This window comes from Stenotrophomonas sp. Bg11-02, from assembly GCF_002836635.1.
Classification (GTDB): Bacteria; Pseudomonadota; Gammaproteobacteria; order Xanthomonadales; family Xanthomonadaceae; genus Stenotrophomonas; species Stenotrophomonas lacuserhaii.
Genome location: NZ_PJAY01000045.1, coordinates 12,790 through 36,684 on the forward strand (window position 1 = coordinate 12,790; position 23,895 = coordinate 36,684).

Genomic DNA, 23,895 nt, shown 5'->3' on the forward strand with positions numbered 1-23,895 from the left:
GGCCAGCGGCCGTCACTACCGGGCGTGGCGGTCACTACTGAAACCAACCGTCGGTATTCAATTGAACTGCGCTAGGCTTGGCGAGGGATCCTTGCTTGAGGTTCGTGCGTCGCCGATGAACGAGTTCCGCAGCAGCATCATGTTCGCCAACCCCGATATTCCCCTGCGTGACGACGTGCGCCGCCTCGGCGCACTGGTCGGCGACCTGCTGGTCGAGCAGGTATCGGAGGCCTTCTTCGACGACGTGGAAAGCGTGCGCACCCGCGCCATCGCACGGCGTGAGAACCAATCGCCCCTGTCCGACCTGGCCGATGGGCTGGCCGGCCGCTCGCCGCAGCAGGCCGAAGCGATGGTGCGCGCGTTCAGCACTTACTTCCAGGTGGTCAACATCGCCGAGCGCGTGCACCGCATCCGCCGCCGCCGCGACTACCAGCGCGCGGGCACGCGCACCCCGCAGCCGGATGGCCTGCAGGATGCCTTGCAGCAGCTCAAGGCCCAGGGCGTGACCCTGCAGGAACTGCAGGACTGGTTGCCGCGCATCGACCTCGAGCCGGTGTTCACCGCCCATCCCACCGAGGCGGTACGCCGCGCGCTGCTGGAAAAAGAGCAGCTGATGGTGGCCAGCCTGGTCGACAACCTGGATGGCCAGCGCACGCCCGGCGAAGCGGCCGCCGACGATGCGCGTTTCCGCATGGCGCTCACCGCCTCCTGGCAGACCACTGATTCCTCGCCGGTGCGTCCCACCGTGGATGATGAGCGTGAGCACGTCGGCTTCTACCTGGTGCAGGTGCTGTACCGGGTGATCCCGGTGCTGTACGAATCGCTGCAGCAGGCGCTGGTGGATACCTTCGGCGAAGGCCTGCCCCTGCCGCGGCTGCTGCGCTTCGGCACGTGGGTGGGCGGGGACATGGACGGCAACCCGAATGTGGACGCCGGCACCATCCGCAACACGCTGGATGCACAGCGCCGTGCGGTGCTGGCGCAGTACCAGAAGGAACTGCTGCAGCTGGCCAGCCTGCTCAGCCAATCCACCGAACGGGTAGGCGTCAGCGATGCGCTGCAGGCGCGGCTGGCGGACTACCAGCAGCGGCTGCCGGACGTGCAGTCGCGCCCGCGCCACGGCGACATGCCGTACCGGCTGTTGAACGACCGCATGCGCGCGCGGCTGCAGGCTACGCTGGACGATGGGCCGGGTGCGTATGCCGGACCGGATGAACTGATCGACGACCTGCAGCTGATCTTCGACAGCCTGCGCGCCAACCGCGGCGAACACGCCGGTGGCTTTGCGGTGCAGCGCCTGCTGTGGCGGGTGAAGACCTTCGGCTTCCACCTGGCGCGGCTGGACGTGCGCCAGGAATCGAGCGTGCATGCGCGCGCGCTGGCCACCGCGCTGGATGGCGAGGCCGCATGGGATGCCCGCGATGCGAAGGCACGCGCGGCCTTGCTGGGGCCCTACGCCAGCGGCGAACAGGCACTGCCGCAGGCGGACGAGGAAGGCAACCAGCGGCTGGATGCGGTGTTCGCCGCGCTGGCCGATGCGCGCCGCCGGCACGGCGCCGATGCGCTGGGCAGCTACATCATTTCAATGGCACATGACCGCGGCGACGTGCTGGCGGTGCTGGCATTGGCGCGGCGTGGCGGACTGGTGGATGAAGCCGGCGGCGTGCCGCTGGATATCGCGCCGTTGTTTGAAACCGTCGACGACCTGAAGCACGGCACCGCAACCCTGCGCGACCTGCTGGCCGACCCGGTGTACCGCGCGCACCTGCACGCGCGCAACGACGTGCAGATGGTGATGCTGGGGTACTCGGACAGCAGCAAGGACGGCGGCATCGCCGCCTCGCGCTGGGGACTGCAGCGGGCCCAGGTGGAACTGCTGGAGGTGGCCGCTGAAAGCGGTATCGCGCTGACCTTCTTCCATGGCCGTGGTGGGTCGATCAGCCGTGGCGGTGGCAAGACCACCCACGCCGTGGATGCATCGCCGCGTGGCAGCATCGACGGTCGCCTGCGGGTCACCGAGCAGGGCGAAGTGATCCACCGCAAGTACGGCATCCGCGCGCTGGCGGTGCGCTCGCTGGAACAGGCCACCGGCGCGGTGCTGCGTTCCAGCCTGCGTCCGCGCGCGCCTGAGCCGCGCGAGGAGGCATGGCGGCCGGTGATGGACGTGGTGGCCGAAGCGAGCAGCCAGGCCTACCGTGCGTTCGTCGGCCAGCCGCGCTTCATGGACTACTTCCGCACTGCCACGCCGATCGATGTGATCGAGCGGATGACGCTGGGCTCACGCCCCTCGCGCCGGCTGGGCCAGGATGCGGCGCTGACCAACCTGCGCGCGATTCCCTGGGTGTTCGCCTGGAGCCAGGCGCGTGCGGTGATCCCGGGCTGGTATGGCGTGGGCAGCGGCCTGCAGGCTGCGGTGGATGCCGGACATGAGGACACCCTGCGGCAGATGGCGCGGGACTGGCCGTTCTTCCGGACGTTCCTGGATGACATCGCGATGGTGTTGTCGAAAGGTGACATCACCATCGCCGAACAGTTCTCGCGGCTGTCCGGTGAGCTGCACGGCAGCTTCTTCCCGAAGGTGCAGGACGAATGGGCGCTGACCGAGCGCTGGGTGCTGGCGCTGACCGGCCAGCAGTCGTTGCTGGAACACGACCAGCGGCTGGCGCTGTCGATCCGACTGCGCAACCCCTACGTGGACCCGATCAGCGTGCTGCAGGTGGACCTGCTGCAGCGCTGGCGCGCCAGCGGCGGTGAAGACGAGGACCTGCTGCGCGCGCTGGTGGCCTGCGTCAATGGGGTATCGCAGGGCGTGCAGAACACCGGCTGAGCACGCTGCCGGGAACGCCCCTGTCGGTGGGTGACGAGTGTCCAATGGTGGGTGACGATCGCCTGATGGTGGGTGACGACCGTTGGTCGTCACGCTCCTGGCGGTGAAGCGTGACGACCAACGGTCGTCACCCACCAGATCAAAGTCGTCACCCCCCAGATCAAAGTCGTCACCCGTCCAGGCAGGATCGTTATTCCGGCGCAGGCGGGTTCGGTGCTCCTGCCGCAACTGGCGGCGCAGCAGTGCGGCGGCCTTCCTCACCCACTGCCACCAAACGAGAACGGCGTTGATCGCGCTTGCAGCTCAGGTTCTGGACGCGTCAACGGTGGTTCGCACGGTGTGCATGACATCGGCTGACGATCAATCGTCGTCATCTACTATGGACGGTGCTCACTGAGTGGGTCAGTGTGGCATGGGTCCATGACTCAGCTGGCGCCGATTCAGCTGGCGCCCGGTTGGCAGGACAGTCCAGTCTGCGGGCGGATGCGGTGCCATCAGACGCATCCAGCCGAGGGGGGGCGCAACGGGCGCCCATGCTGGACGTATGTGGACCGGAGGGGGCGCGGGACACAGAGTCGTGTGCCATGAATCAGAACGCGGATGGGTGCTGCCCGCCTCTAAGCTCGAGCCTCCTTCTACGAGGTGAGGTGTTCCATGAATGTAATCGTGCAACGTGCCAGCCCGCTGCCTATCGTGGCCTTCCTGATGGCGATCGCGGGATGGACGCTGCTGCCGGTAATCGGCAGCATCATCGCCCTGATATGTGCCGGCCAAGCGCGTAGGGAAGCCGCTCACCGCGCTGATCTTGCCGATGATGGGGGGCTGCTCAAGGCAGCGCAGGTGCTGGGCTGGTCGGCCATCGGCGTAGCGCTGCTGGTTGTGGCGGCACTGCTCGTGCTGCTGCGTCTGTCGGCCCACCAGGTCGCCTGACGCACTGAACCATCCCGCCGCCGTCGCCGGCCGGATCAGACCTCCGGCGCCGGCGGGTTGGAGGCCAGCAGTTCCAGGTGGCGCTGTTCCATTTCCTGCCGCAACTGGCGCCGCAGCAGGGCGGCGGCGTGCCGGCGCTTCTCGTCGGAAGAGGTGGGCTGCAACGCAGGCACGGCCGTGGGGCGGCCCTCCTCATCCACTGCCACCATGGTGAAGAAGCAGCTGTTGGCGTGGCGCACGCTCCGCTTGAGGATGTCCTCGGCCACGACCTTGACGCCGATCTCCATTGACGAGGTGCCGGTGTAGTTCACCGACGCCAGGAAGGTGACCAGCTCGCCGACCGCGATCGGCTGGCGGAACATCACCTGGTCCACCGACAGGGTGACCACGTAACGCCCGGCATAGCGGCTCGCGCAGGCGTAGGCCACCTGGTCGAGCAGGCGCAGCACGGCGCCGCCGTGGACCTTGCCGGAGAAATTGGCCATGTCCGGTGTCATCAACACCGTCATGGTGAGCTGGTGGGATTTGAGTTCGGTCGACATGTGGCCATCTTCGCATGGGGCGCCCTGCCGGGTAGCGCCGTGGCATGCTCGGCGCTGCCCAAAAAGAAGGGCCGCTTGCGCGGCCCTTCGGATGGTGCGTGGTGCTTATCGCTTACTTCAGCTTCGCATCCGCGCGCAGGGCGGCGGCGCGGTCGGTCTTCTCCCAGGAGAAGGCCGTGGCGTTGACGGTCTCGCCGTTGCCATCGAGGTAGCTGAAATCCTTCGGCTTGCGGCCGAAGTGGCCGTAGGCCGCAGTCTGCTGGTACATCGGGTGGATCAGGTCGAGCATCTTGATGATGCCGTACGGGCGCAGGTCGAAATGCTTGCGGATCAGCTTTTCGATCTGCTCGTCCGGAATCCTGCCGGTGCCGAAGGTGGTGACCGAGATCGAGGTCGGCTCGGCCACGCCGATGGCGTAGGAGACCTGCACTTCGCAACGATCAGCCAGACCGGCCGCCACGACGTTCTTGGCGACGTAGCGGGCCGCATAGGCCGCCGAACGGTCGACCTTGGACGGATCCTTGCCGGAGAACGCACCGCCACCGTGACGGGCCCAGCCGCCGTAGGTGTCGACGATGATCTTGCGGCCGGTCAGGCCGCAGTCGCCCACCGGGCCGCCGATCTCGAACTTGCCGGTCGGGTTGATGTGGAACTTGGTGCCCTTGTGCAGCCACTTGGCCGGCAGCACCGGCTTGATGATCTCTTCGCGGACCGCTTCGATCAGGTCCTTCTGCTTGATGCCCGGGGCATGCTGGGTGGACAGCACGACGGCGTCGATGGCCGAGACCTGGCCGTCTTCATAGCGCAGGGTGACCTGGCTCTTGGCGTCCGGGCGCAGCCAGGACAGCGGCGAGTTCTTCTTCTTGCGGATCTTGGCCTGCTGCTCGACCAGGCGGTGCGACAGATGGATCGCCGCCGGCATGTAGCTGTCGGTCTCGTTGGTGGCGTAGCCGAACATCAGGCCCTGGTCGCCAGCGCCCATTTCTTCGGGCTTCTTGCGGTCAACGCCCTGGGCGATGTGCGGGGACTGCTTGCCGATCAGGTTCAGCACGCCGCAGGTGGCGCCGTCGAAGCCGACGTCGGAGCTGTTGTAGCCGATATCCAGGATCACCTGGCGGGTCAGGGCTTCCAGATCGATCCACGCGCTGGTGGTGATCTCGCCGGCCACGATGGCCACGCCGGTCTTGACCATGGTCTCGCAGGCCACGCGGGCGCGCTGGTCCTTGGCCAGGATGGCGTCCAGGACCGCATCGGAAATCTGGTCGGCGATCTTGTCCGGATGGCCTTCGGAGACCGATTCGGAAGTGAACAGGTAGCTGGACATCAGGCGTTATATCCTTTAATTCGGATGGAAAGATGGGCGCGAATGATACACGGCGCGCGTCGCACGTGCATTGTGGACTGCGACAGGTTGCCGGTGGTTAAGGTCGCGTGCCCGGTGTGAGGGTAGCCGGGAACCGTGACCGGACCGTGGTGGCGCCGCGGCACGCGCGGCCAGCGCAGCGGCAGCAGACCATCGGCAACGCGCGGCTGCTAGCATCGTTCGATGGACTCCCTTACCCAGATCGTACTCGGTGGCGCCGTAGCCGCCGCCATTGCCCCGGCCGGCCATCGCCGTGCCGCCCTGCTGGCCGGTGCCGCGCTCGGCACGCTGCCCGACCTGGACGCGCTGTGGCTCGGCTTCAGGGCCGCCGACCCGGTGGCGGTGATGACCGAACATCGCAGTTTCAGCCATTCGCTGCTGGTGCTGCCGTGGGTGGCCGCCCTGGTCTGGTGGCTGTTCAAGCGCTTCGGCAACGGCCGGGTGGCGCAGTCTCCGCTGCGCTGGTTCTGGGCCATGCAGCTGGCGCTGGTGACCCACCCGCTGCTGGACGCAATGACCGTGTACGGCACCCAGCTGTGGTGGCCGCTACGGCCATCGCCGGTGATGGGCTCGAACATCTTCATCATCGATCCGCTGTACACCGTGTGGTTGCTGCTGGGCTGCGTGCTGGCCTGGTTCGGGCGCAGCCGGCCCTGGGCCGGCAAGGTGCTGGCGGTCGCCCTGGCGGTCAGCAGTGGTTACCTGGGATGGAGCCTGCTGGCCAAGGCGCAGGTGGACCGCGCCGCGCAGCGCAGCCTGGCCGCGATGGGCCTGGGCGATGCGCCGCGGTTCTCGGTGCCCATGCCGTTCAACACCCTGCTGTGGCGGGTGGTGGCGATGACCCCCAGCGGCTACGTGGTGGCTGATCGCTCGCTGGTTGCGGACAAGGGAGAGATGCATTTCGAAGGATTCGCCTCCAACGTGCAGGCGCTGCGCCAGGCTGCCGACATTCCGGCCGTGCAGCGGCTGGAATGGTTCAATCGTGGCTTCATGCGCGCGCAGGTGGTGGATGGCCGGCTGGTGCTGAGCGACCTGCGGATGGGCCTGGAACCGGATTACACGTTCAATTTCGCGGTGGCGGCCGAGCGCGAAGGGCGGTGGCAGGGCATCGTGCCGGAGCAGCTGCGTGGCGATTACAGCAGCCCCGAAGCGCGCGCTGACATCAGCCGTCGATTGGGGCTGATGTGGGACCGGATCTGGCACGAGCCCGTACGGTAGCGCCGAGCCATGCTCGGCGGGATCTGTCCGGCGTGATGGTGCCTGACGCAGGCCGCGCTGGGCGCTCGCCGAGCACGGCTCGGCGCGACCAGGGCAGATCGCGTGCGTATCGGGGCGACGGTCAATAAACCGTCGCGCGGGCCTGCACGAAGGAGAAGAAGAACACCGCGTTCGGATCGTTCTGCACCTGGCGGAACTCGCGGCGCATGCCGTCCACGGTCTCTTCGTCCACCGTACCGGCCTGCAGCAGCTGCTCGGCTGCCGACAGCAGCACCTGTTCCCAGAAGGCGATCATCGTCTTGCGGCGTGCCGGCTCGCGGTTGTCCAGGTGGATGGTCTTGATGTCGGTCTGCACGTCGCGGAAGCCGCCGGCGAGCAGCAGGTTGCCCAGCTTGGCACCGACGAACGGATCGCCGCCGTTGTCGTGCTGGAAGTCGTTGAAGGCCATCCAGTAGCGCCAGATGTGCGGGGAATACGGGTCCAGCAGGAACGAGGCGTTCATCACCTCGGTGATGTATACCGGCGAGCCGGGTGACAACACCCGGCGCACTTCGCTCAGCACCCTGGCCGGCGAGGGCACGTGTTCCAGCACCCAGCACAGGAAGGCGCCATCGAAGGCGCGCGCGCCGAATGGCAGCTCACCGGCATCGGCGTGCTGCAGCACATAGCGGTCGCTGCACCACGGCGTTTTCTCCAGGTTGGCGCGTGCGGTGGCCAGCTGGGCTTCGCTCAGGTCCACGCCGGTGACGTGCAGTTCCGGAAAACGGCGCAGCAGGATTTCGGTCTGCGCGCCGACGCCACTGCCCACTTCCAGCAGGCGGCGCACGCCGGTGTAATCGATGTGGCCGAAGATGGTCGGTTCCAGCAGGCGGGCCTGGGTCATCAGGCGCTCCTGTTCGGTGCTGGAGAAGCCATGAAGATAGGTGGGCGAAGAAATCGGCGGCGTCATGGGGGAGTATCCGGGTAGCGCCGGGCCAGTGCCCGGCGAAGGGGTCAATCAACGGAGGCTGTTTCTCGCGTGTCCGCGATCAACCGATCGAAGTAGTCCGTGGTCAGCGCGATCTGGCTGGCAGGGTCCTCGGCCCGGTTCACCACGGCGCGGAACGCCGCGTTTTCCGGGCGATCCTTGGCGTACCACCCCAGGTGCTTGCGCGCGATGCGCACCCCCTGCGGTTCACCGTAGAACGCGTGCAATGCCTGCAGGTGGCCGAGCAGGAGGTCGCGCACTTCGCACAGCGGCGGCGGGGGCAGTTCTTCGCCGGTGGCCAGGTAGTGCGCCACTTCGCGGAAGATCCAGGGACGCCCCTGCGCGGCGCGGCCGATCATCACCGCATCCACGCCGGTGACGGCGAGCACGTGGGCGGCCTTGCGCGGCGAATCGATGTCGCCGTTTGCAATGACCGGGATCCTCAGCGCCGCCTTGATCGCGGCGATGGTCTGGTACTCGGCCTGGCCGGTGTAGTGCTGGTCGCGGGTGCGGCCGTGCACGGCCAACGCGGCGATGCCGCTGTCTTCGGCGATGTGGGCGATGCGCGGGCCGTTGCGGTGGTCGCAGTCCCAACCGGTGCGGATCTTCAGCGTCACCGGCACGTCGACGGCGTTGACCACCGCGGTGAGGATGCGCGCCACCAGGTCTTCATCGCGCATCAGCGCCGAGCCGGCCCAGGCGTTGCACACCTTCTTGGCCGGGCAGCCCATGTTGATGTCGATGATCTGCGCGCCGTGGTCGACGTTGTAGCGTGCCGCCTCGGCCAGCTGCTGCGGTTCGGTGCCGGCGATCTGCACGCTGATCGGGTCGGGCTCGCCGTCGTGGTCCATCCGGTGCAGGGACTTGCGGGTGGTCCAGAAGCGCGGATCGGAGATGGTCATCTCCGAGGCAGCCAGCCCCGCGCCCAGGCGCTTGCACAGCAGCCGGAACGGCTTGTCGGTAACGCCGGCCATGGGCGCCAGCACGACGTTGGGAACAATGGAATATGGGCCGATCTGCATGCGGCCATTGTAGTGCGGCAGGGCAGGCCAGGCCGCTGCCGGCAGCCCCCGGTTCAGGCCGATCCGGATGGGGCTCATGCCACACCGGCATCAGCAGATGCTTGACGGTTGCTTCCGCTGCCCCCACGCGCAGGTCATGGTGGGCGGCTGGCATGCACCCGGCATGACCGGGTGGTAGCGCACAGCCATGCTCGGCGAGCGCGGCGTCAAGAGCAACAGCGTGACGACCAACGGTCGTCACCCACCAAGGGCACCGGTCGTCATTACCAGGCTGGCGGCGCGTTACGCCGGCTGATCGTCCGGGGTGAAGTGGGGCATCGCTGCGGCGGCGCCTTCCTTTTCGGTGGAACGGCCGGCGAACTGGTTGGCGAAGCGCACGTGGCGCGTGAACGGGGCATCCGGCGAGTGCGCGATGGAGGCCACCAGCGCACCGTTGAAGGCATCACCGGCACCGGTGGTATCGATGGCCTGCACCTGCTCGGCGCCCACGCGGTAGTACGGCTGGCTGTCACCACGCAGGGTGTCTTCGTCGTGCGACACGAACACGCCCACCGCACCGAGGGTCACCACCACGGTGCCACTGCCGACCAGCTTGCGGCACAGCGCATGCAGGCTGGCGCCGTCCAGCGCGGCCACATCGTTGGGATCGATCCGCTCGCCGACATGGCGGCTGAGCAGCGCGGCGAACTCGGTTTCATTCGGGGTGATGACATCGGCCAGCTTGAGCAGACCGATGCTCGAGGGCGCGTCGGCCGGGGCCGCGTTGAGCACGGTGGTGACGCCGGCTTCGCGCGCTACCGCCAGGGCGGCTTCGATGGTTTCCACCGGCGATTCCAGCTGCACCAGCACCACCTTGGCGCCTGCCAGCAGCGCCTGCTGCTGCTGCACGAAGCCGATGCTCAGCGCGGCATTGGCGCCCGGTCCGATGACGATGGTGTTGCGGCCGCGTGCATCGACATAGATGCCACCGGTGCCGGTCGGTTCGGTGCTCGCCTCCGCGCTCAGGGTGAAGCCATCCTGGGCTGCCAGGCCGCGGGCCATGGCACCACCGGCATCATCGCCCAGCGCGCAGACGAAGGTGGTTTCCGCACCGGCGCGGCGTGCGGCCACGGCCTGGTTGAAGCCCTTGCCGCCCGGGCCGGTGCTGTAGCGCCCGGCGATGGTCGCGCCGGGGGCGGGCAGTGCTTCGCACCGCCACACATGATCGACATTGAAGGAACCGACGACGACGACGTTGCTGCTCATAGGAAAACGGTTCTCAGTGAAGCGCGGTGATACCCGAGGGTATCAACCAAAGTGGGTCAGGACGCCGGCGATCGTGGCGGTCATGAAAGTGGCAATGGTACCGCCCAGCACGGCGCGCAGGCCGAACCGGGCCAGATCCTGGCGTCGTTCCGGGGCGAGGCCACCGATGCCGCCGATCTGGATCGCGATGGAGCTGAAGTTGGCGAAGCCGCACAGCGCGTAGGTGGCGATCAGGCGGCCCTCTTCGGACAAGGTAACGCCCGGGACCTGGCCATTGATGATGCGCGACAGTTCGCTGTAGGCGACGAATTCGTTGATGACCACCTTCTGGCCGATCAGCGAGCCGACCGTGCTGGCATCGGCCCACGGGGTGCCGATCACCCAGGCGATCGGGGCCAGCAGGTAGCCGAAGATGGTGGACAGGTTGGTCGGGCGGCCGATCGCCGTGGCCAGGCCGGTCACTTCACCGAGCCAGGTCAGCGGAGCGTTCAGCAGCGCGATCAGCGCGATGAAGGCCAGCAGCATCGCACCGATGTTCAGTGCCAGCCTCAGGCCATCGGCAGCGCCACCGGCGGCGGCGTCGATGATGTTGCTGGAGGTCTTCTCCACTTCCATCTTGACCGTGCCGCGGGTCAGCGGGGTCCCGGTTTCCGGGATCAGCAGCTTGGCCACCACCAGCGTAGCGGGCGCGGCCATGATGCTGGCGGCCAGCAGGTGCTTGGCATAGAAGGCCTGGGATTCCGGATCGCCGCCGCCGAGCATGCCGACGTAGGCCGCAAGCACGCCACCGGCGATGTGGGCCATGCCGCCGATCATCATGGTCAGCAGCTCGGATTCGGTCATCCGCGAAATGTAGGGGCGCACCGTCAGCGGGGCCTCGGTCTGGCCGATGAACACACTGGCGCAGACGCTGGTGGTTTCCGCACCGGACACGCGCATCACCTTGGTGATCGCCAGCGCCATCACGCGCACGATCGCCTGCATCACGTTGAGGTGGTACAGCACGCCCATCAGCGCGGAGAAGAAGATGATGGTCGGCAGCACCTGGAAGGCGAAGATGAAGCCGTAGCTCTCCACGTTCATCAGCGAGCCGAAGATGAAGCCGGAGCCTTCGTTGACGAAGCTCAGCACCTTCACGAAGCCATGGCCCAGCGCATCGAACACGTCGCGGCCACCCGGTACCAGCAGCACCACGGCGGCAAACGCGATCTGCAGCAGCAGGCCGGTCGCAACCAGCTTCCAGTCCACCGCGCGCTTGTTGTTGGAGAACAGCCAGGTAATGCCGATGAGCACCGCCAGACCAAACAGGCCGAAGCCGATCCTGCCCAAACCTTCGACCATGTTGAATCCCCTGAGGGCACCGCGAAAAACGGGAAGCCTAGAGCAGGGCAGGGGCCGGGGCAAGGAAAAGCGCGCAGCGAGGGGCGATCAGCGCCGATCCGCTCTGTATTGACAAGGGATGCAGGCGACGTGGCGCGGTTAGAATGAACCCCCTTCCGGCCCGATCTGCGGGCCTGCAGCAGGAGTCGTGCATGCTCTACCGCCGCCTTGGAACCTCCGGGTTGAAGCTTTCCGCGCTGTCCTTCGGCGCCTGGGTCACCTTTGGCAGCCAGGTGGCCCGGGACCAGGCGCGCAACCTGGTGGCGGCAGCCTGGGACAACGGTATCAACTTCTTCGACAACGCCGAGGGCTATGCCAACGGCCGCGCCGAGCAGGTGATGGGCGATGTGATCGCCGACCTGCGGCTGCCGCGCGATGGCTTCTGCGTGTCCAGCAAGGTGTTCTTCGGCAGTGCGGTGGACCCGGCACCGACCCAGCGCGGGCTGTCGCGCAAGCACGTGACCGATGCCTGCCATGCGGCGCTGAAGCGGCTGCGGGTGGATTACCTGGACCTGTATTACTGCCATCGCCCCGACGCAGACACGCCGATCGCCGAGACCGTGCATGCGATGGACACCCTGGTCCGGCAGGGCAAAGTGCTGTACTGGGGGACTTCGGAATGGTCGGCCACGCAGATCCAGGAAGCGCTGGATATCGCCCGCCGCCACAACCTGCAGGGCCCCACCATGGAGCAGCCGCAGTACAACCTGCTGCACCGCGAGCGGGTGGAACGCGAGTACGCGCCGCTGTATGCCGAGGCCGGGCTGGGCATCACCACCTTCTCGCCGCTGGCATCGGGGCTGCTGACCGGCAAGTACAACGATGGCTTCCCGGCCGGTTCGCGCTTGGGGCTGGATGACATGGCCTGGCTGCAGGACATCGTGCTGGGTGCCGACGGCGCCACGCGCCTGCAACAGGTACGGCGCTACACCGCACTGGCGGCCGAGCTGGGCGTCGCCCCCGCCACCCTGGCCATCGCCTGGTGCCTGCGCAATCCGAATGTGTCCAGCGTGATCCTGGGCGCCAGCCGGGTGGAGCAGCTGCTGCAGAACCTGCAGGCCCTTGAGCGGGTGGGGGCGCTGGAAGACGCTGCCTGGGATCAGGTGGAAGCGGCATTCGCCTGATGGAGGGAGCGCCGAGCCAAGCTCGGCGGGCCTTTCGGGGATGCGTTGGGCCTACGCCGGCGCCACGGTGATAGTTCAGGCCTATTGTAATTCTGGCTTCAATCATCAATCCCATCAATCAATTCGAGAATGGGTGTTGATTGCGAACTGAGAATCGTTATCATTTGAGTCGTCCCTCGCACCGAGTCCAGACGATGAATGCTCAAGCAGTGCTGCTTCGTCCCGAAACCCTGACCCTCCGTGACCGCCCGGTCCGTGCCGTGCCCGCCGAGGAAGTGATCGACAGCGAGGCCCTGCTGAAAGGGCGTCGCGAGATCCTCATCCAGCATGGCGACCGCTTTTACCGGCTGCGCCACACCAGCAACGACAAGTTGATCCTGACCAAGTAAACGGGTCGGCCGCCTCTCTCCGGAGGCAGCGCCGCGCCGTGGCGCGACGCGGTCGGTCGTCCCTGCTGTCTCTCTCCCCCTCGGTCTTCCAGCCAGCGCCTTCGTTGCGCTGCTGGTGGCCCCGGGGGATCCCTTCCCGCACGGCCAGGTGCACAACACGGTGATCCCATGAGCAGAGCCTTGTCCGCAGTACGCGCGACCATGCCGCGCGGCATACCGTCATCGCAGTCCGTCAGCCGGCCTGCCGCCCGTCAGCTGGCCGCCCTCGGCACCGTGCTGTGCCTGTACCGCGCCGACAGCAATGAATTGGCCGGTTGGCAGGATGCGGTTGCCGCCCACGCCTGCCAAGGCCTGGACAGTGAGGGCGTGCGCGAGAGCCTGTGCTTCACCGATGCACGCGGCCGCTGCTGCTGGCGGCTGTACCTTCTGCCGGACAGCGATTTCCTCGCCTGGGACCGTCTTGTGGCTGGGCTGGCGGTACGTTCGGCCGCCGACGACGATGCCAGTGTCGGCGAGCGCCTGTGGCGGCGACTTGCCGGCAGCCTGGGCGGGCAGCGATGGCGCATGTGCGCGGTGCAGCTGCATGCGGTGGATCAAGGCAGCGGACTGGCGGTGAGCCTCGCGCCGCTGTCATCGCTGGGCTGCGCGACCGCGCGGCGCATCGCGCGGCTGGAAAGCGCCGAAGGCGCGGCAGAATCAGCTCCGCTCGCCCTGCATGCCTGAGGCGTGCAGGGTCATTCCTTGAACATCAGCAGGGCGGCCACCACGATCAACGCGAATGCCGCGTAGTGGTTCCACTTCAGCGGCTGGTCCAGGTAGAACGCGGAGAACACCGCGAACACCACCAAAGTGATGACTTCCTGCATGCCCTTGAGCTGCGGTGCCGAATACACCGCACTGCCCAGCCGGTTGCCCGGCACCTGCAGGCAGTACTCGAAGAACGCGATTCCCCAGCTGATCAGGATCACCGTCATCAACGGTGCGCTCTTGAATTTCAGGTGCCCATACCAGGCGAAGGTCATGAAGATGTTGCTGCCCAGGAGCAGCAGCACGGGGTAGAGGTACTGGGCCATGTCGATCACGCCGGTGGAGTCGGCGGATTATGCGCCTGCGGCGTGCGCGACAGGTCAACAGCCTTCATTCGATGAGCGCGGAACCGTGCGTCAGGGTTTCCCACAGGAAGTGGAAGTCGCCTTGGCTGGGCCGATGCGAGGCCAGCCATGCAGCGGTGTGGGGAAGTGCCTGTCCCAGGCGGCCCGCGAAGTGCGAGTAGCCGATCTCCAGCGTGCCGCGCACATCGGAAACCAGTTTGCCCTTGCACAACCATGCAGGAACAACGGGGCGCGCCAGCATGTCGGTGTGGAACTCCATCGCAGCGACCAGGCGTTCGCCCTGCGCCTGGTACAGGCTGCCACCCTGCACACGGTTGGTTTCGGCCGCGTTGAGATAAGCCGCCAGGCCGTACGCTGTATGTTCCAGGTCGCGGCAGGTTTCTTCGGCCAGTCCGGCCGCCATGACGGTCTGGCCGAACCACAGGGTTTCGATGGGGGTGTTGCAGCCGGGACGCGGCAACGGCGTGGCACCGTCCACCGGCAGGTAGATATAGGTCGGCAGGCGCGTGTGCCAATCGGCCACGGCGCGGTCATGGATATCGCGGCGATCGGTGTAGATGCCCATGTTCATGCGTGCCTCGATGCCGCTGGCATGCCAGTTTCCGCCCGGGCAGGGCCCCATGCGGTCGATGTCCGGCAGATACTGGGCGATCAGCCAGTCGCCGAAGCGTCGGGCATCGGCTTGCGGCCACGCCGTGCTGGTGTGCCGGATGAGTTCGGCCGCACGCGTCCACAGCTGCGCAGTCCAGGACGCCTGCAGCGGTGCGTTGCTGTTGGCGTGGCCACCGGTCAGCGTGGTGGCCCAGGCGTCCATGATCTCCACGGCCTTGCGTGCATGCGCCTCCTCGCCCAGGTAAGCCCACAGCAGCGCATGCGTATAGGCGGCCTTGGCGTCGTCGCGTTCGGGCTTGCAGCCGATGCTGGGTTTGTCGAAGGAACCACATTCCACCCGCGCGAACGGGGTAGCGACATGCTCCAGCGACGCGAAGGGGCTCTGGCGCATGGCGGCCATGGCAGAGGTCTTGAGCGGATCTCCCGCCCGCAGCGCGGTCCGCGTTGCCTGCAGCGCGGGCGCGTCGAGCAGGATGCCGGGATGGACGAATGCCTGCCCGTGGGCGAGGGCGGGGGACAACAGGGCCAGTGAGAGCAGCAGCACGGGGGCGCGCATCGGGGCAGTCTCCTTGAAGGAGTCTCCACGCTAATCGCGTCCGGTACCGGGGGTTATCGGCCAACAACCGACTTCCGCGTCGGTAACGCCCGCTCCGCAGACGACACGGCCCCGGAATCTGTCCGAGGCGCGGGCGGTGGGGCTGGGCGGGGGCGTTGAGCGCCATGGATGGCGCGAAACGAGGCCCGCATGGACGCAGTTTTTGCCGTCCCCCGCCCAGCCCCACCGCCCGACCCTGGCACGTAGCCAGCCGTCAGCCCTCCACCCGCAGGCTATGCCTCGCGCAATGCCAGCGCCGGCGGCGTATGCAGGATCCGCCGCGTGCCCCACCATCCGGCGAACACACTCAGCGCCACCCCGCACGCACCACCGGCCAACAATCCCGGCCATGGCGGCGACAGCGCCAGTTCGAACACCTGCCGCGACACCACGACCCCGATGACCGCCGCTGCACCGACCGCCAGGATCGCCGCCAGCAGTCCCAACGCACCGAACTCCACCAGCACCGCACCGCGCAGCTGGCGCCGCGTGGCCCCCAGCGTACGCAACACCGCGCTGTCATAGCGCCGCTCGCCAGCGGTCGACTGCAGCGCCGCCAGCAGCACCAGCACGCCAGCCAGCAGGCTGAAACCCATCACCACCTGGATGGCCTGCGCGACGCGGTCCATCACCTGCCGCACCTCGCTGATCAGTCCATCGATATCCAGCAGCGACAGATTCGGCTGCTCGCGTACCAGCTGACCCAGTCCGGCCGCCTTGGCGCGCGGCAGATGGAAGGCCGAGATCAGGTTGTGCGGGGCATCGCCTACCGCGTTGGCGTTGACCAGCACGAAGAAGTTGACCCGGAAGCTGTTCCACTCGGCCTTGCGGATGCTGGTGATGGTGTAGTCACGCTGCTGTTCGCCGACCTGCAGCGTCACCCGGTCACCCAGCTTGGCGCCGTAGCGGCTGGCCCAGCCTTCTTCCACCGAGGCCTCGGCGGCAGTGCTGTCGGCAGCCCAGAAACGGCCCTGCAGCAACTGGTTGGCCGGCGGGAAGGTGGTGCGCCAGCTGAAGTTCAGCGGCCGGTCGCGGTCGTTGTCCGCAGCGCCTGCTGGCTGCGTGCCGTTGTCCTGCGCCGCGTCCTGGTCATCGCCACGCCGACGCGGTGCGTCACCGTTCAATGCCAGCAGGCGACCGGTGGCGAACGGTTCCACGCTGGCATCCACCGCACCCTGCGCGGTCAGCGCATCCAGCACGATCTGGCGCTGGTCCGGCTGGATGTTCATCAGGAAATAGTTCGGTGTATCCGCCGGCAGGCGATCGCGCCACTGCTGCAGCAGGCCCGGACCGACCACGGCCAGCATCAACAGCGAACACAGCGACAACGACAGCCCGACCAGCTGCATCACCGCCAGTGCGCGGCGGCGGGTCAATGCGGCCAGGCCGAGGCGCCAGTTGCCGTGCAGGCGATGCTGCAGGCCGCGCACCAGCATCAGCAGGGCAAAGCCCCCCCCGGCGGCGAGCAGCGCCAGCGCGGCCAGTCCGCCCAGCACCCACAAGGCCAGCTTGAGGTCGCCGGTGACCTGCACGGTCAGCGCCAGGCTGGCCAGCAGGGCGCCGGCATACACCAGCAGCGAGGCCGGTGGCAGGGTCGCGAAACTGCGGTTGAGCACGCGCATCGGCGGCACGTTGCGCAGCCGCAGCAGCGGCGGCAGGCCGAAGCCGAGCAGCAGCAGCAGACCGATGCCGGCCCCGGTCAGTGCCGGCAGCGCCTGCGGCAGTGGCAGCCGCTGCGGCACCAGCCCGCCGAGGATCTGCACCAGCCCTTCCTGCGCCGCCATGCCCACCAGCACACCGACCACGCAGGCCGGGATCGCCATCAACAACAGCTGCAGCGCCAGGCTGCCAAGGATGTCGCGCTGGCGCGCCCCCAGGCAGCGCAATACGGCAACCTGGTCGATCCGGCTCAGCGCGAAACGGTTGGCCGCCAGCGCGGTGGCGACGCCGGACAACAGCACCGCCAGCAAGGCGCTCAGGCCGAGGAAACGCCCGGCCAGCTGGAACGACTCACGTACCCCGCGCTGGGTATCGCCCACGCCGAGAAGGCGCAGTCCCTGCACGCGCGGTTGCAGCCACTGGCGGAACTGGGCGATGGCCTCCGGCTCGCCGACGAACATCGTGCGGTAGCTGATGCGGCTGCCCGGATCGAGCAGGCCGGTGCCTTCCACGTCGGCGCGGTTGACCAGCAGGGTGGGCGACAGGGTGAGCAGTTCGCTGGATGTATCCGGCTCGGATTCGATGCTTCCCGTTACCCGCAAGGTGCCTGCGCCGAACTCCAGCGCATCGCCGATGCGCAGATCCAGGGCCTGCAGCAGGCGTGGATCAGCAAAGGCTTCCCCGCGTGCCGGTGCAGCAGCAGACTCGTTCAACACGGCATCGGCGCCGGTCCGCACACGCAGTTGGCCGCGCAGCGGGTAACCGGCTTCCACCGCCTTGATGGTGGCCATCTGGCTGGCTTCGCCATGGAACAGCACGCTGCCGAAGGCGGCGATGCGGGTGCTCTGCAGTCCGCGCCGGGTGCCTTCGCCGACCAGTTCGGCCGGCGCTTCGGCGCGCCCGCTGATGCCGAGATCACCGCCCAGCATCTCCGCGGTGCTGTTGGCCAGCGCCAGGTTGACCCGGTCCACCAGCGTGCCGACCGCGGTCATCACCGCTACGCCCAGCACCAGGGCGGCAAACACTGTCAGCAGGTCGCCGGCCAGCGCTTCGCGGCGCAGTGAACGCAGCGCGTGGCGCAGCAGGTTCATGCGTCCGCCCCGTGCGTGACCTGCTGCAGGCGGCCGTTGTCGATGCGATGGATGAACTGGCAGCGCTGCGCCAGGCGCAGGTCGTGGGTGACCAGCACCAGGGTGGTGGCGCTGTCGGCATTCAAGGCGAACAGCAGGTCGCTGATGTGCTGGCCGGTGGCCTGGTCCAGCGAGCCGGTGGGTTCATCGGCGAACAGGATGCGCGGGCGCGCCACGAAGGCCCGCGCCAGCGCCACGCGCTGTTGTTCGCCACCGGACAGCTGGCGCGGGTAGTGCCGCGCGCGGTGCGCCAGGCCCACCGCTTCGAGCACCTGCTCGACCCGGGCAGGATCCTCGCGCCCGGCCAGTTCCAGCGGCAGGGCGATGTTCTCCGCCGCGGTCAGCGCCGGCAGCAGGTGGAAGCTCTGGAACACGAAGCCGACCTCGCGCGCGCGCAGCTGGGCGCGGGCTTCTTCGTCCAGGCTGCCGAGCACGCTGCCGGCCAGCGTGATGCTGCCGCGGCTGGGCAGGTCCAGCCCGGCCAGCAGGCCGAGCAGGGTGGTCTTGCCCGAACCGGAGGCGCCGACGATGGCAACCGAGGTGCCTTCATGTACCGTCATGCTGATGTTGTCCAGTATGTGGACTTCATCCTCCGGGCCATGCACGGATTTGCCGACCTGGTCGACGGCGATGGCGACGGGCGCGCTGCGGGGGGACAGGCTGTCGATGAGGAGGCTCCAATGCGCGTTACAGGAAAAGGCCGGAACATCGGCCGGATGGGAATGCTGCTGGCATGGTTGCTGCTGTTGCCGGTGCTGGCGTGTGCCAAAGGTCAAGCAACCACCGTGCTGGTGCTCGGGGACAGCCTCAGTGCCGCCCACAATATCCCGGCCGGCACCGGCTGGGTGGACCTGCTGGGCAAGCGGCTCAGCACCCGTTCGGGCTCGCCGGCACGGGTGGTCAATGCCAGCATGAGCGGGGAAACCACCGCCGGGGCGGCGACCCGCCTGCCGGGACTGCTGGCGCGGGAGAAGCCTGGTGTGGTGGTCATCGCGCTGGGCGGCAACGATGCGCTGCGCGGGCTGACGCCCGCCCAGATCCGCGCCAACCTGGAGAAGATGATCGTGGCCAGCCAGCAGGGCGGCGCCAAGGTGCTGATGCTCGGCATCGATGTCCCGCCGAACTATGGCCCGGCGTACCGGCAGCGCCTGGCCGCGGTGTATCGCGCGCTGGCCGATCAGTACAAGGTGCCCTTGCTGCCGTTCCTGCTGGAGGGTGTCGCGCTGCAGCCGGGAATGATGCAGTCCGACGGCCTGCACCCCACCGCCAGCGCCCAGCCGAAGGTGCTTTCCAACGTCTGGCCGCTGCTGCAGCCGCTGCTCTGAAGCGTTCAGTGAGGGTCTACGTCCACTTCACGCGGCGTGCACCGTCGATCCGGCATGTTTCACAAAGCTGAAGTTAGAGGGAAGACCATGCGTCAGACGAAGGAAACCTCCGGCCTTGTTCTGGTCGTCGAGGACAACCGCAATATCTCCGAGATGATCGGTGAGTATCTGGAAGGTCGTGGTTTCGAGGTCGACTATGCCCAGGACGGCTTGGACGGTTATCGTCTGGCGGCCGAAAACAGCTACGACGTGGTCGTGCTGGACCTGATGCTGCCGCGCCTGGACGGGATCGAAGTATGCCGCCGCCTGCGCAATGACGCCCGCAAGTCCACGCCGGTGCTGATGCTGACCGCGCGCGATACGCTGGATGACAAGCTCACCGGCCTGGGCTTTGGCGCCGATGACTACCTGACCAAGCCGTTCGCTATCCAGGAACTGGAAGCACGCCTGCGTGCCCTGATCCGTCGTGAGCGCCGGCAGGTGGGTTCGGAAGTGCTGAAGGTCGCCGACCTGGTGCTGGACCCGGTCAGCATGCGCGCCACCCGCGCCGGCACTGAACTGCAGCTTTCGCCGATCGGCCTGCGCCTGCTGACCATCCTGATGCGCGAATCGCCGCGCGTGGTCACCCGGCAGGAAATCGAACGCGAGATCTGGGGCAACGGGCTGCCGGATTCGGACACCCTGCGCAGCCATCTGTACAACCTGCGCAAGATCATCGACAAGCCGTTCGACCGTCCGCTGCTGCATACCGTGCAGAGTGCTGGCTACCGCATCGCCGATATCGCCCAGCCGATGGGCTGACATCGCCGTCATGATCCCTGTGCAGGCCGCCAACGGCCCCTGCACGGGGGGCTGACGCACCCGCTGCCTATACTCGGCGCGGCCATCTTCTGTAGTGACCTCGCCTGATGCCGCACGGCCTGCCGCGCAAGATACGTATCGCTTTCATCCTGCAGGCCATGCTGGCCAGCCTCGGCATCCTGCTTGGTGCGTGGCTGGTGTCGCTGGTGATCAAGCACAGCCTGGTCAGCGCTGCGCTGCGCGAGGAAGCGGCGTACTTCTGGACGCTGCACGAGGCCTCGCCGACCCAGCCCCCGCCCAATACCCAGAACATCCGCGGCTATCTGGTGGAAACCGGGCGATCCAGTCTTTCGCTGCCGGCCAACCTGCGTGAACTGCCGCCCGGCTTCCATGAACTGCGCCGCGACGACCAGCTGGTCTGGGTGGACGTGCGTCCGCAGGGGCGGCTGTACCTGGTGTTCCTGCGCTCACGTGCGGAGTTGCTGGCGTTCTGGTTCGGCATCGTGCCGGTGCTGTTGACCCTGCTGGCGGTGTACGGCGCCAGCTGGGTTACCTACCGCGCTTCCAAACGGCTGGTGTCGCCGGTCAACTGGCTGGCGCGCAGGGTATCGCGCTGGGATCCGGCCAAGCCGCAGGCCAGCGACCTGGATCCGCAGAAGCTGCCCGCCGACATGCAGGGGGAGACGCGGCAGCTGGCCGCCGCCCTGCATTCGCTGGCCAACCGGGTCACCGAGAACGTCGCCCGCGAGCGCAACTTCACCCGCGATGCCAGCCATGAGCTGCGTACCCCGTTGACCGTGATCCGGGTTGCCAGTGACATGGCGCTGGCCGATGAAACCGCATCGCCGCGCCAGCAGCGCAGCCTGCAGCGCATCCAGCGCGCCGGTCGCGAGATGGAGGCGGTGATCGATGCCTTCCTGATCCTGGCGCGCGAAGCCGATGTCGAGCCGCAGATGGAGATGTTCGACGTGGTCGAGGTGGTGCGCCACGAGGTGGACACCGCCACCGAACTGATGGCCGATCGCCCGGTGCACGTGGAGTTGCATTCCAGTGGCGTGGTCGAGCTGCACGGCCCGCCGCGGGTGCTGCAGGTGGTGATCAGCAACCTGGTGCGCAACGCCTGCAACTACACCGACGAAGGCCGCGTGGACGTGTTCGTCGAACACGACCGGGTGCGCGTGCACGATACCGGCATCGGCATGTCACCCGAAGCGCTGGAAAAGGCGTTCGAGCCGTTCTACCGTGCCGAGCCGGACCGCCCGCAGGGCACCGGGCTGGGCCTGTCGATCGTGCGCCGTCTTTGCGACCGCTTCGGCTGGAAGGTCACCCTGACCAGCCAGCCCGGCAAGGGCACCGAGGCCACCGTCACCTTCCGCTGAGCCCGGATGCGGGTAGCGCCGTGCCATGCCCGGCGAGCGAAACGGACGCCGAACGCATGATGGCCAGCGGCGGTCACTACTCAATCACAGCTGACCTTCGGCGCCAGCGCCTTCTTCCAGATCGCATACCCGGCCGGCGTCATGTGCAGCATGTCCTCGCGGAACAGCGATGGATCGGGTTGCCCGTCGCGGCCCAGCATCGGCGTGTAGATGTCGGTGTAGCCGGTCCTGGGCAGGGCAGCCAACGCGCTGCGGATCATCGTGTTGGCTTCGAGGATGCCCGGCAGCAGGTGTGCACGCGATGGGCTCGGCTTGATCGAAATGTACTCCACCGTCGTCGAGGGCAGGTCGCGGTGCACGCGGGCCACGAAGGCGACCACGTCGTCGCGGACCTGGGCCGGCGTGCGGCCACTGTTAAGATCGTTGTCGCCGGCATACAGGAACACCTTGCAGGGCGCGTAGGGCACCACGATGCGGTCGGCGTACCAGGTGCTGTCGCGCACTTCCGACCCGCCGAAACCGCGGTTGAACACCGGTTTGCCCGGGAAATCGGCGGCCAGGCTGTCCCACATGCGGATAGAGGAACTGCCGACGAATTCGATGCCCTCGCGCGGCGGCGGGCTGGCCTGGTCGGCCTTGGCGAAGGCAGCCATGTCACCGGCCCAGGCCACGTTGGACACTTCTTCGGGCACCTGCGCGGGCCGCGGCGGCGACAGCGCGTGGGCGAAGCCGGCGGTGGACAGGCCGAGGGCGAGGGCGAGCAGCAGCGGGCGGCGTGGCAGGTTCATCAAAAACTCCAACAGAGTGCAGTGTCCGATCATAACGGCGCGGGGGGCGCCGCTGCCGGCCGCGGCGGGATGGCAGGCATGGCCTTATGGCAAAATAGGCCCCTGCTGCCCACCCTGGCCTTACATGACCGTCCGCTTCCTGTCCCTGCGGTTGCTTCGTTGCGACCTGATCGCCTGCGATCCCGCCGGAGCACGCTCCCATGGCTGACCAGTTCGGCCACATGCCGCGTGGACCGCGTCGCATCCTGCAGGCCGCGCGCTGGTCCTGGCAGGGTCTGCGCGCGGCCTGGCTGCACGAATCCTCGTTCCGGCTGGAAGCGTGGCTGCTGGTGCTGTTCACCCCGGTGGCGCTGTGGCTGGGTGACAGTGCGATCGAACGCATCCTGATGATCGGCTCGATGCTGCTGGTGCTGGCCACCGAGCTGCTGAATTCGGCCATCGAGGCAGTGATCGAACGCTACGGCCCGGAGATCCACGAACTGGCCGGTCGTGCCAAGGACATGGGCTCGGCCGCTGTGTTCGTGCTGATGATGAATGTGCTGCTGTGCTGGGGGCTGATCCTGGTGCCCCGCTTGTTCTGACCCCCTTTCCCGACTTACTGCGAAGACCCCCATGCCCTTTGTTGAACTGCTCTCCGATCCGAACGTCTGGCTGACCCTGCTCACGCTGAGTGCGCTGGAAATCGTGCTCGGCATCGACAACCTGGTGTTCATTTCCATCGCGGTCAGCAAGCTGCCCGAAGCGCGCCGTCCGTTCGCGCGCAAGCTGGGCATCGCGGTGGCCTGCATCACCCGCATCCTGCTGCTGGTGTCGCTGGCTTACCTGGCGCACATGCAGGCCAACCTGTTCACCGTGGCCGGCATGGGCATTTCCATCCGTGACCTGGTGCTGATCCTGGGTGGCCTGTTCCTGATCATCAAGGGCGGCATGGAAATCCGCGAGCTGATCACTGGCGGCGAGGACGAAGATCCGACCACCACCAAGGCCTCGGCGGTGTTCGGAATGGTGATCCTGCAGATCGCGATCATCGACATCGTGTTCTCGCTGGACTCGGTCATCACCGCCGTCGGCATTGCCGACCACGTGCCGGTGATGGTGGCGGCGATCCTGCTGTCGGTGGCGGTGATGCTGCTAGCGGCCAACCCGCTGGGCCGCTTCATCGACGCCAATCCGACGGTGAAGATGCTGGCGCTGGCCTTCATCCTGCTGATCGGCGCGGTGCTGATCCTGGATGGCCTGGACGTGCACGTGCCCAAGCCGTACATCTATGCGGCGATGGGGTTCTCGGTGCTGGTGGAGTGGCTGAACCTGCTGATGCGGCGCCGTGCGGTGGCCCATCACGTGCCGGGTGCCGGCAACTGGTGATCGGGTGTGGTTGCCGGGCCTGCGGCCCGGCCTTCCTCCTTTGTAGCTACGGTAATTTCCTTTCCCTGATTTACAGCTGACGCAGTCGACCATATATCACTGCCCCTTCTTCTCTTCTTCTG

At 67.3% G+C, this 23,895-nt stretch carries 22 protein-coding genes; 11 read left to right on the top strand and 11 right to left on the bottom strand.

The window, feature by feature from the left end; all coding sequences use genetic code 11:
* The first annotated feature begins 115 nt into the window (after nucleotides 1–115).
* Together ppc and CXG43_RS02930 are read left to right on the top strand one after the other, a co-directional pair.
* On the top strand, nucleotides 116–2,827 hold the full coding sequence (gene ppc, locus CXG43_RS02925) for a phosphoenolpyruvate carboxylase (protein WP_101098591.1): 2,712 nt from the start codon (nucleotides 116–118) through the stop codon (nucleotides 2,825–2,827).
* A 654-nt stretch (nucleotides 2,828–3,481) separates the two neighbouring features.
* Entirely contained in the window at nucleotides 3,482–3,757 is a 276-nt protein-coding gene (locus CXG43_RS02930; protein WP_157825197.1) for a hypothetical protein, read from the top strand.
* Nucleotides 3,758–3,792: 35 nt separating this feature from the next.
* Here CXG43_RS02930 and CXG43_RS02935 read toward each other — a convergent pair whose 3' ends face one another.
* Together CXG43_RS02935 and metK are read right to left on the bottom strand one after the other, a co-directional pair.
* Nucleotides 3,793–4,299 carry an acyl-CoA thioesterase gene (locus CXG43_RS02935; protein WP_101098593.1) on the bottom strand — a complete coding sequence of 169 codons (507 nt, stop codon included), beginning with the start codon at nucleotides 4,297–4,299 and terminating at the stop codon, nucleotides 3,793–3,795.
* Between the two features lie 112 nt (nucleotides 4,300–4,411).
* Nucleotides 4,412–5,623 (bottom strand): methionine adenosyltransferase, encoded by a 1,212-nt coding sequence (gene metK / locus CXG43_RS02940; RefSeq protein WP_101098594.1) that lies wholly within the window; start codon nucleotides 5,621–5,623, stop codon nucleotides 4,412–4,414.
* Nucleotides 5,624–5,845: 222 nt separating this feature from the next.
* Here metK and CXG43_RS02945 point away from each other — a divergent pair, with 222 nt between their 5' ends.
* Nucleotides 5,846–6,880: a metal-dependent hydrolase gene (locus CXG43_RS02945; protein ID WP_101098595.1), complete on the top strand. Its 1,035-nt coding sequence runs from the start codon at nucleotides 5,846–5,848 to the stop codon at nucleotides 6,878–6,880.
* A 121-nt stretch (nucleotides 6,881–7,001) separates the two neighbouring features.
* Here the strand turns inward: CXG43_RS02945 and CXG43_RS02950 are convergent, their stop codons facing one another.
* The 4 genes from CXG43_RS02950 to CXG43_RS02965 form a co-directional block, all read right to left on the bottom strand.
* Entirely contained in the window at nucleotides 7,002–7,829 is an 828-nt protein-coding gene (locus CXG43_RS02950) for a methyltransferase domain-containing protein (RefSeq protein ID WP_101098596.1), read from the bottom strand.
* A 44-nt stretch (nucleotides 7,830–7,873) separates the two neighbouring features.
* Complete coding sequence (gene dusB / locus CXG43_RS02955) at nucleotides 7,874–8,869, bottom strand: tRNA dihydrouridine synthase DusB (RefSeq protein WP_101098609.1); 996 nt, start codon at nucleotides 8,867–8,869, stop codon at nucleotides 7,874–7,876.
* 282 nt (nucleotides 8,870–9,151) lie between these two features.
* Nucleotides 9,152–10,114, bottom strand: a complete 963-nt coding sequence (locus CXG43_RS02960) for a ribokinase (protein WP_101098597.1) — start codon at nucleotides 10,112–10,114, stop codon at nucleotides 9,152–9,154.
* A gap of 42 nt (nucleotides 10,115–10,156) precedes the next feature.
* Complete coding sequence (locus CXG43_RS02965) at nucleotides 10,157–11,455, bottom strand: nucleoside transporter C-terminal domain-containing protein (protein ID WP_101098598.1); 1,299 nt, start codon at nucleotides 11,453–11,455, stop codon at nucleotides 10,157–10,159.
* Nucleotides 11,456–11,646: 191 nt separating this feature from the next.
* Here CXG43_RS02965 and CXG43_RS02970 point away from each other — a divergent pair, with 191 nt between their 5' ends.
* From CXG43_RS02970 to CXG43_RS02980, 3 genes are all read left to right on the top strand, one after another.
* A complete protein-coding gene (locus CXG43_RS02970; RefSeq protein WP_101098610.1) occupies nucleotides 11,647–12,618 on the top strand; it encodes an aldo/keto reductase in 972 nt (323 codons plus the stop codon).
* 194 nt (nucleotides 12,619–12,812) lie between these two features.
* On the top strand, nucleotides 12,813–13,007 hold the full coding sequence (locus CXG43_RS02975; RefSeq protein ID WP_057507839.1) for a hemin uptake protein HemP: 195 nt from the start codon (nucleotides 12,813–12,815) through the stop codon (nucleotides 13,005–13,007).
* Nucleotides 13,008–13,175: 168 nt separating this feature from the next.
* Nucleotides 13,176–13,730 carry a Hemin transport protein gene (locus tag CXG43_RS02980; RefSeq protein ID WP_101098599.1) on the top strand — a complete coding sequence of 185 codons (555 nt, stop codon included), beginning with the start codon at nucleotides 13,176–13,178 and terminating at the stop codon, nucleotides 13,728–13,730.
* An 11-nt stretch (nucleotides 13,731–13,741) separates the two neighbouring features.
* On the opposite strand, the gene CXG43_RS02985 is transcribed toward CXG43_RS02980, so the two are convergent.
* The 4 genes from CXG43_RS02985 to CXG43_RS03000 form a co-directional block, all read right to left on the bottom strand.
* Nucleotides 13,742–14,080, bottom strand: coding sequence for a DMT family protein (locus CXG43_RS02985; RefSeq protein ID WP_057507846.1), 339 nt, complete (start codon nucleotides 14,078–14,080; stop codon nucleotides 13,742–13,744).
* A 64-nt stretch (nucleotides 14,081–14,144) separates the two neighbouring features.
* Entirely contained in the window at nucleotides 14,145–15,287 is a 1,143-nt protein-coding gene (locus CXG43_RS02990; RefSeq protein WP_101098600.1) for an alginate lyase family protein, read from the bottom strand.
* Nucleotides 15,288–15,559: 272 nt separating this feature from the next.
* Nucleotides 15,560–18,076 (bottom strand): FtsX-like permease family protein, encoded by a 2,517-nt coding sequence (locus CXG43_RS02995; RefSeq protein ID WP_101098601.1) that lies wholly within the window; start codon nucleotides 18,074–18,076, stop codon nucleotides 15,560–15,562.
* Nucleotides 18,073–18,720: an ATP-binding cassette domain-containing protein gene (locus CXG43_RS03000; RefSeq protein ID WP_101098602.1), complete on the bottom strand. Its 648-nt coding sequence runs from the start codon at nucleotides 18,718–18,720 to the stop codon at nucleotides 18,073–18,075. Before CXG43_RS03000 ends, CXG43_RS02995 begins: the two co-directional genes overlap by 4 nt.
* Before the next feature lie 75 nt (nucleotides 18,721–18,795).
* Here CXG43_RS03000 and CXG43_RS03005 point away from each other — a divergent pair, with 75 nt between their 5' ends.
* The 3 genes from CXG43_RS03005 to CXG43_RS03015 all read left to right on the top strand — a co-directional run bounded on the left by CXG43_RS03005 (nucleotide 18,796) and on the right by CXG43_RS03015 (nucleotide 21,620).
* A complete protein-coding gene (locus CXG43_RS03005) occupies nucleotides 18,796–19,440 on the top strand; it encodes an arylesterase (protein WP_101098611.1) in 645 nt (214 codons plus the stop codon).
* A gap of 87 nt (nucleotides 19,441–19,527) precedes the next feature.
* On the top strand, nucleotides 19,528–20,241 hold the full coding sequence (locus CXG43_RS03010) for a response regulator transcription factor (protein WP_042613699.1): 714 nt from the start codon (nucleotides 19,528–19,530) through the stop codon (nucleotides 20,239–20,241).
* A gap of 107 nt (nucleotides 20,242–20,348) precedes the next feature.
* Complete coding sequence (locus CXG43_RS03015; RefSeq protein WP_101098604.1) at nucleotides 20,349–21,620, top strand: HAMP domain-containing sensor histidine kinase; 1,272 nt, start codon at nucleotides 20,349–20,351, stop codon at nucleotides 21,618–21,620.
* Nucleotides 21,621–21,700: 80 nt separating this feature from the next.
* Here the strand turns inward: CXG43_RS03015 and CXG43_RS03020 are convergent, their stop codons facing one another.
* The gene (locus tag CXG43_RS03020) at nucleotides 21,701–22,441 is read right to left on the bottom strand and encodes an SGNH/GDSL hydrolase family protein (protein ID WP_101098605.1); all 741 of its coding nucleotides are present in this window, start codon (nucleotides 22,439–22,441) and stop codon (nucleotides 21,701–21,703) included.
* Nucleotides 22,442–22,608: 167 nt separating this feature from the next.
* Here CXG43_RS03020 and CXG43_RS03025 point away from each other — a divergent pair, with 167 nt between their 5' ends.
* Together CXG43_RS03025 and CXG43_RS03030 are read left to right on the top strand one after the other, a co-directional pair.
* Complete coding sequence (locus tag CXG43_RS03025) at nucleotides 22,609–22,989, top strand: diacylglycerol kinase (protein ID WP_101098606.1); 381 nt, start codon at nucleotides 22,609–22,611, stop codon at nucleotides 22,987–22,989.
* 31 nt (nucleotides 22,990–23,020) lie between these two features.
* Nucleotides 23,021–23,773, top strand: coding sequence for a TerC family protein (locus CXG43_RS03030; protein ID WP_042613703.1), 753 nt, complete (start codon nucleotides 23,021–23,023; stop codon nucleotides 23,771–23,773).
* The last annotated feature ends 122 nt before the right edge of the window (nucleotides 23,774–23,895 follow it).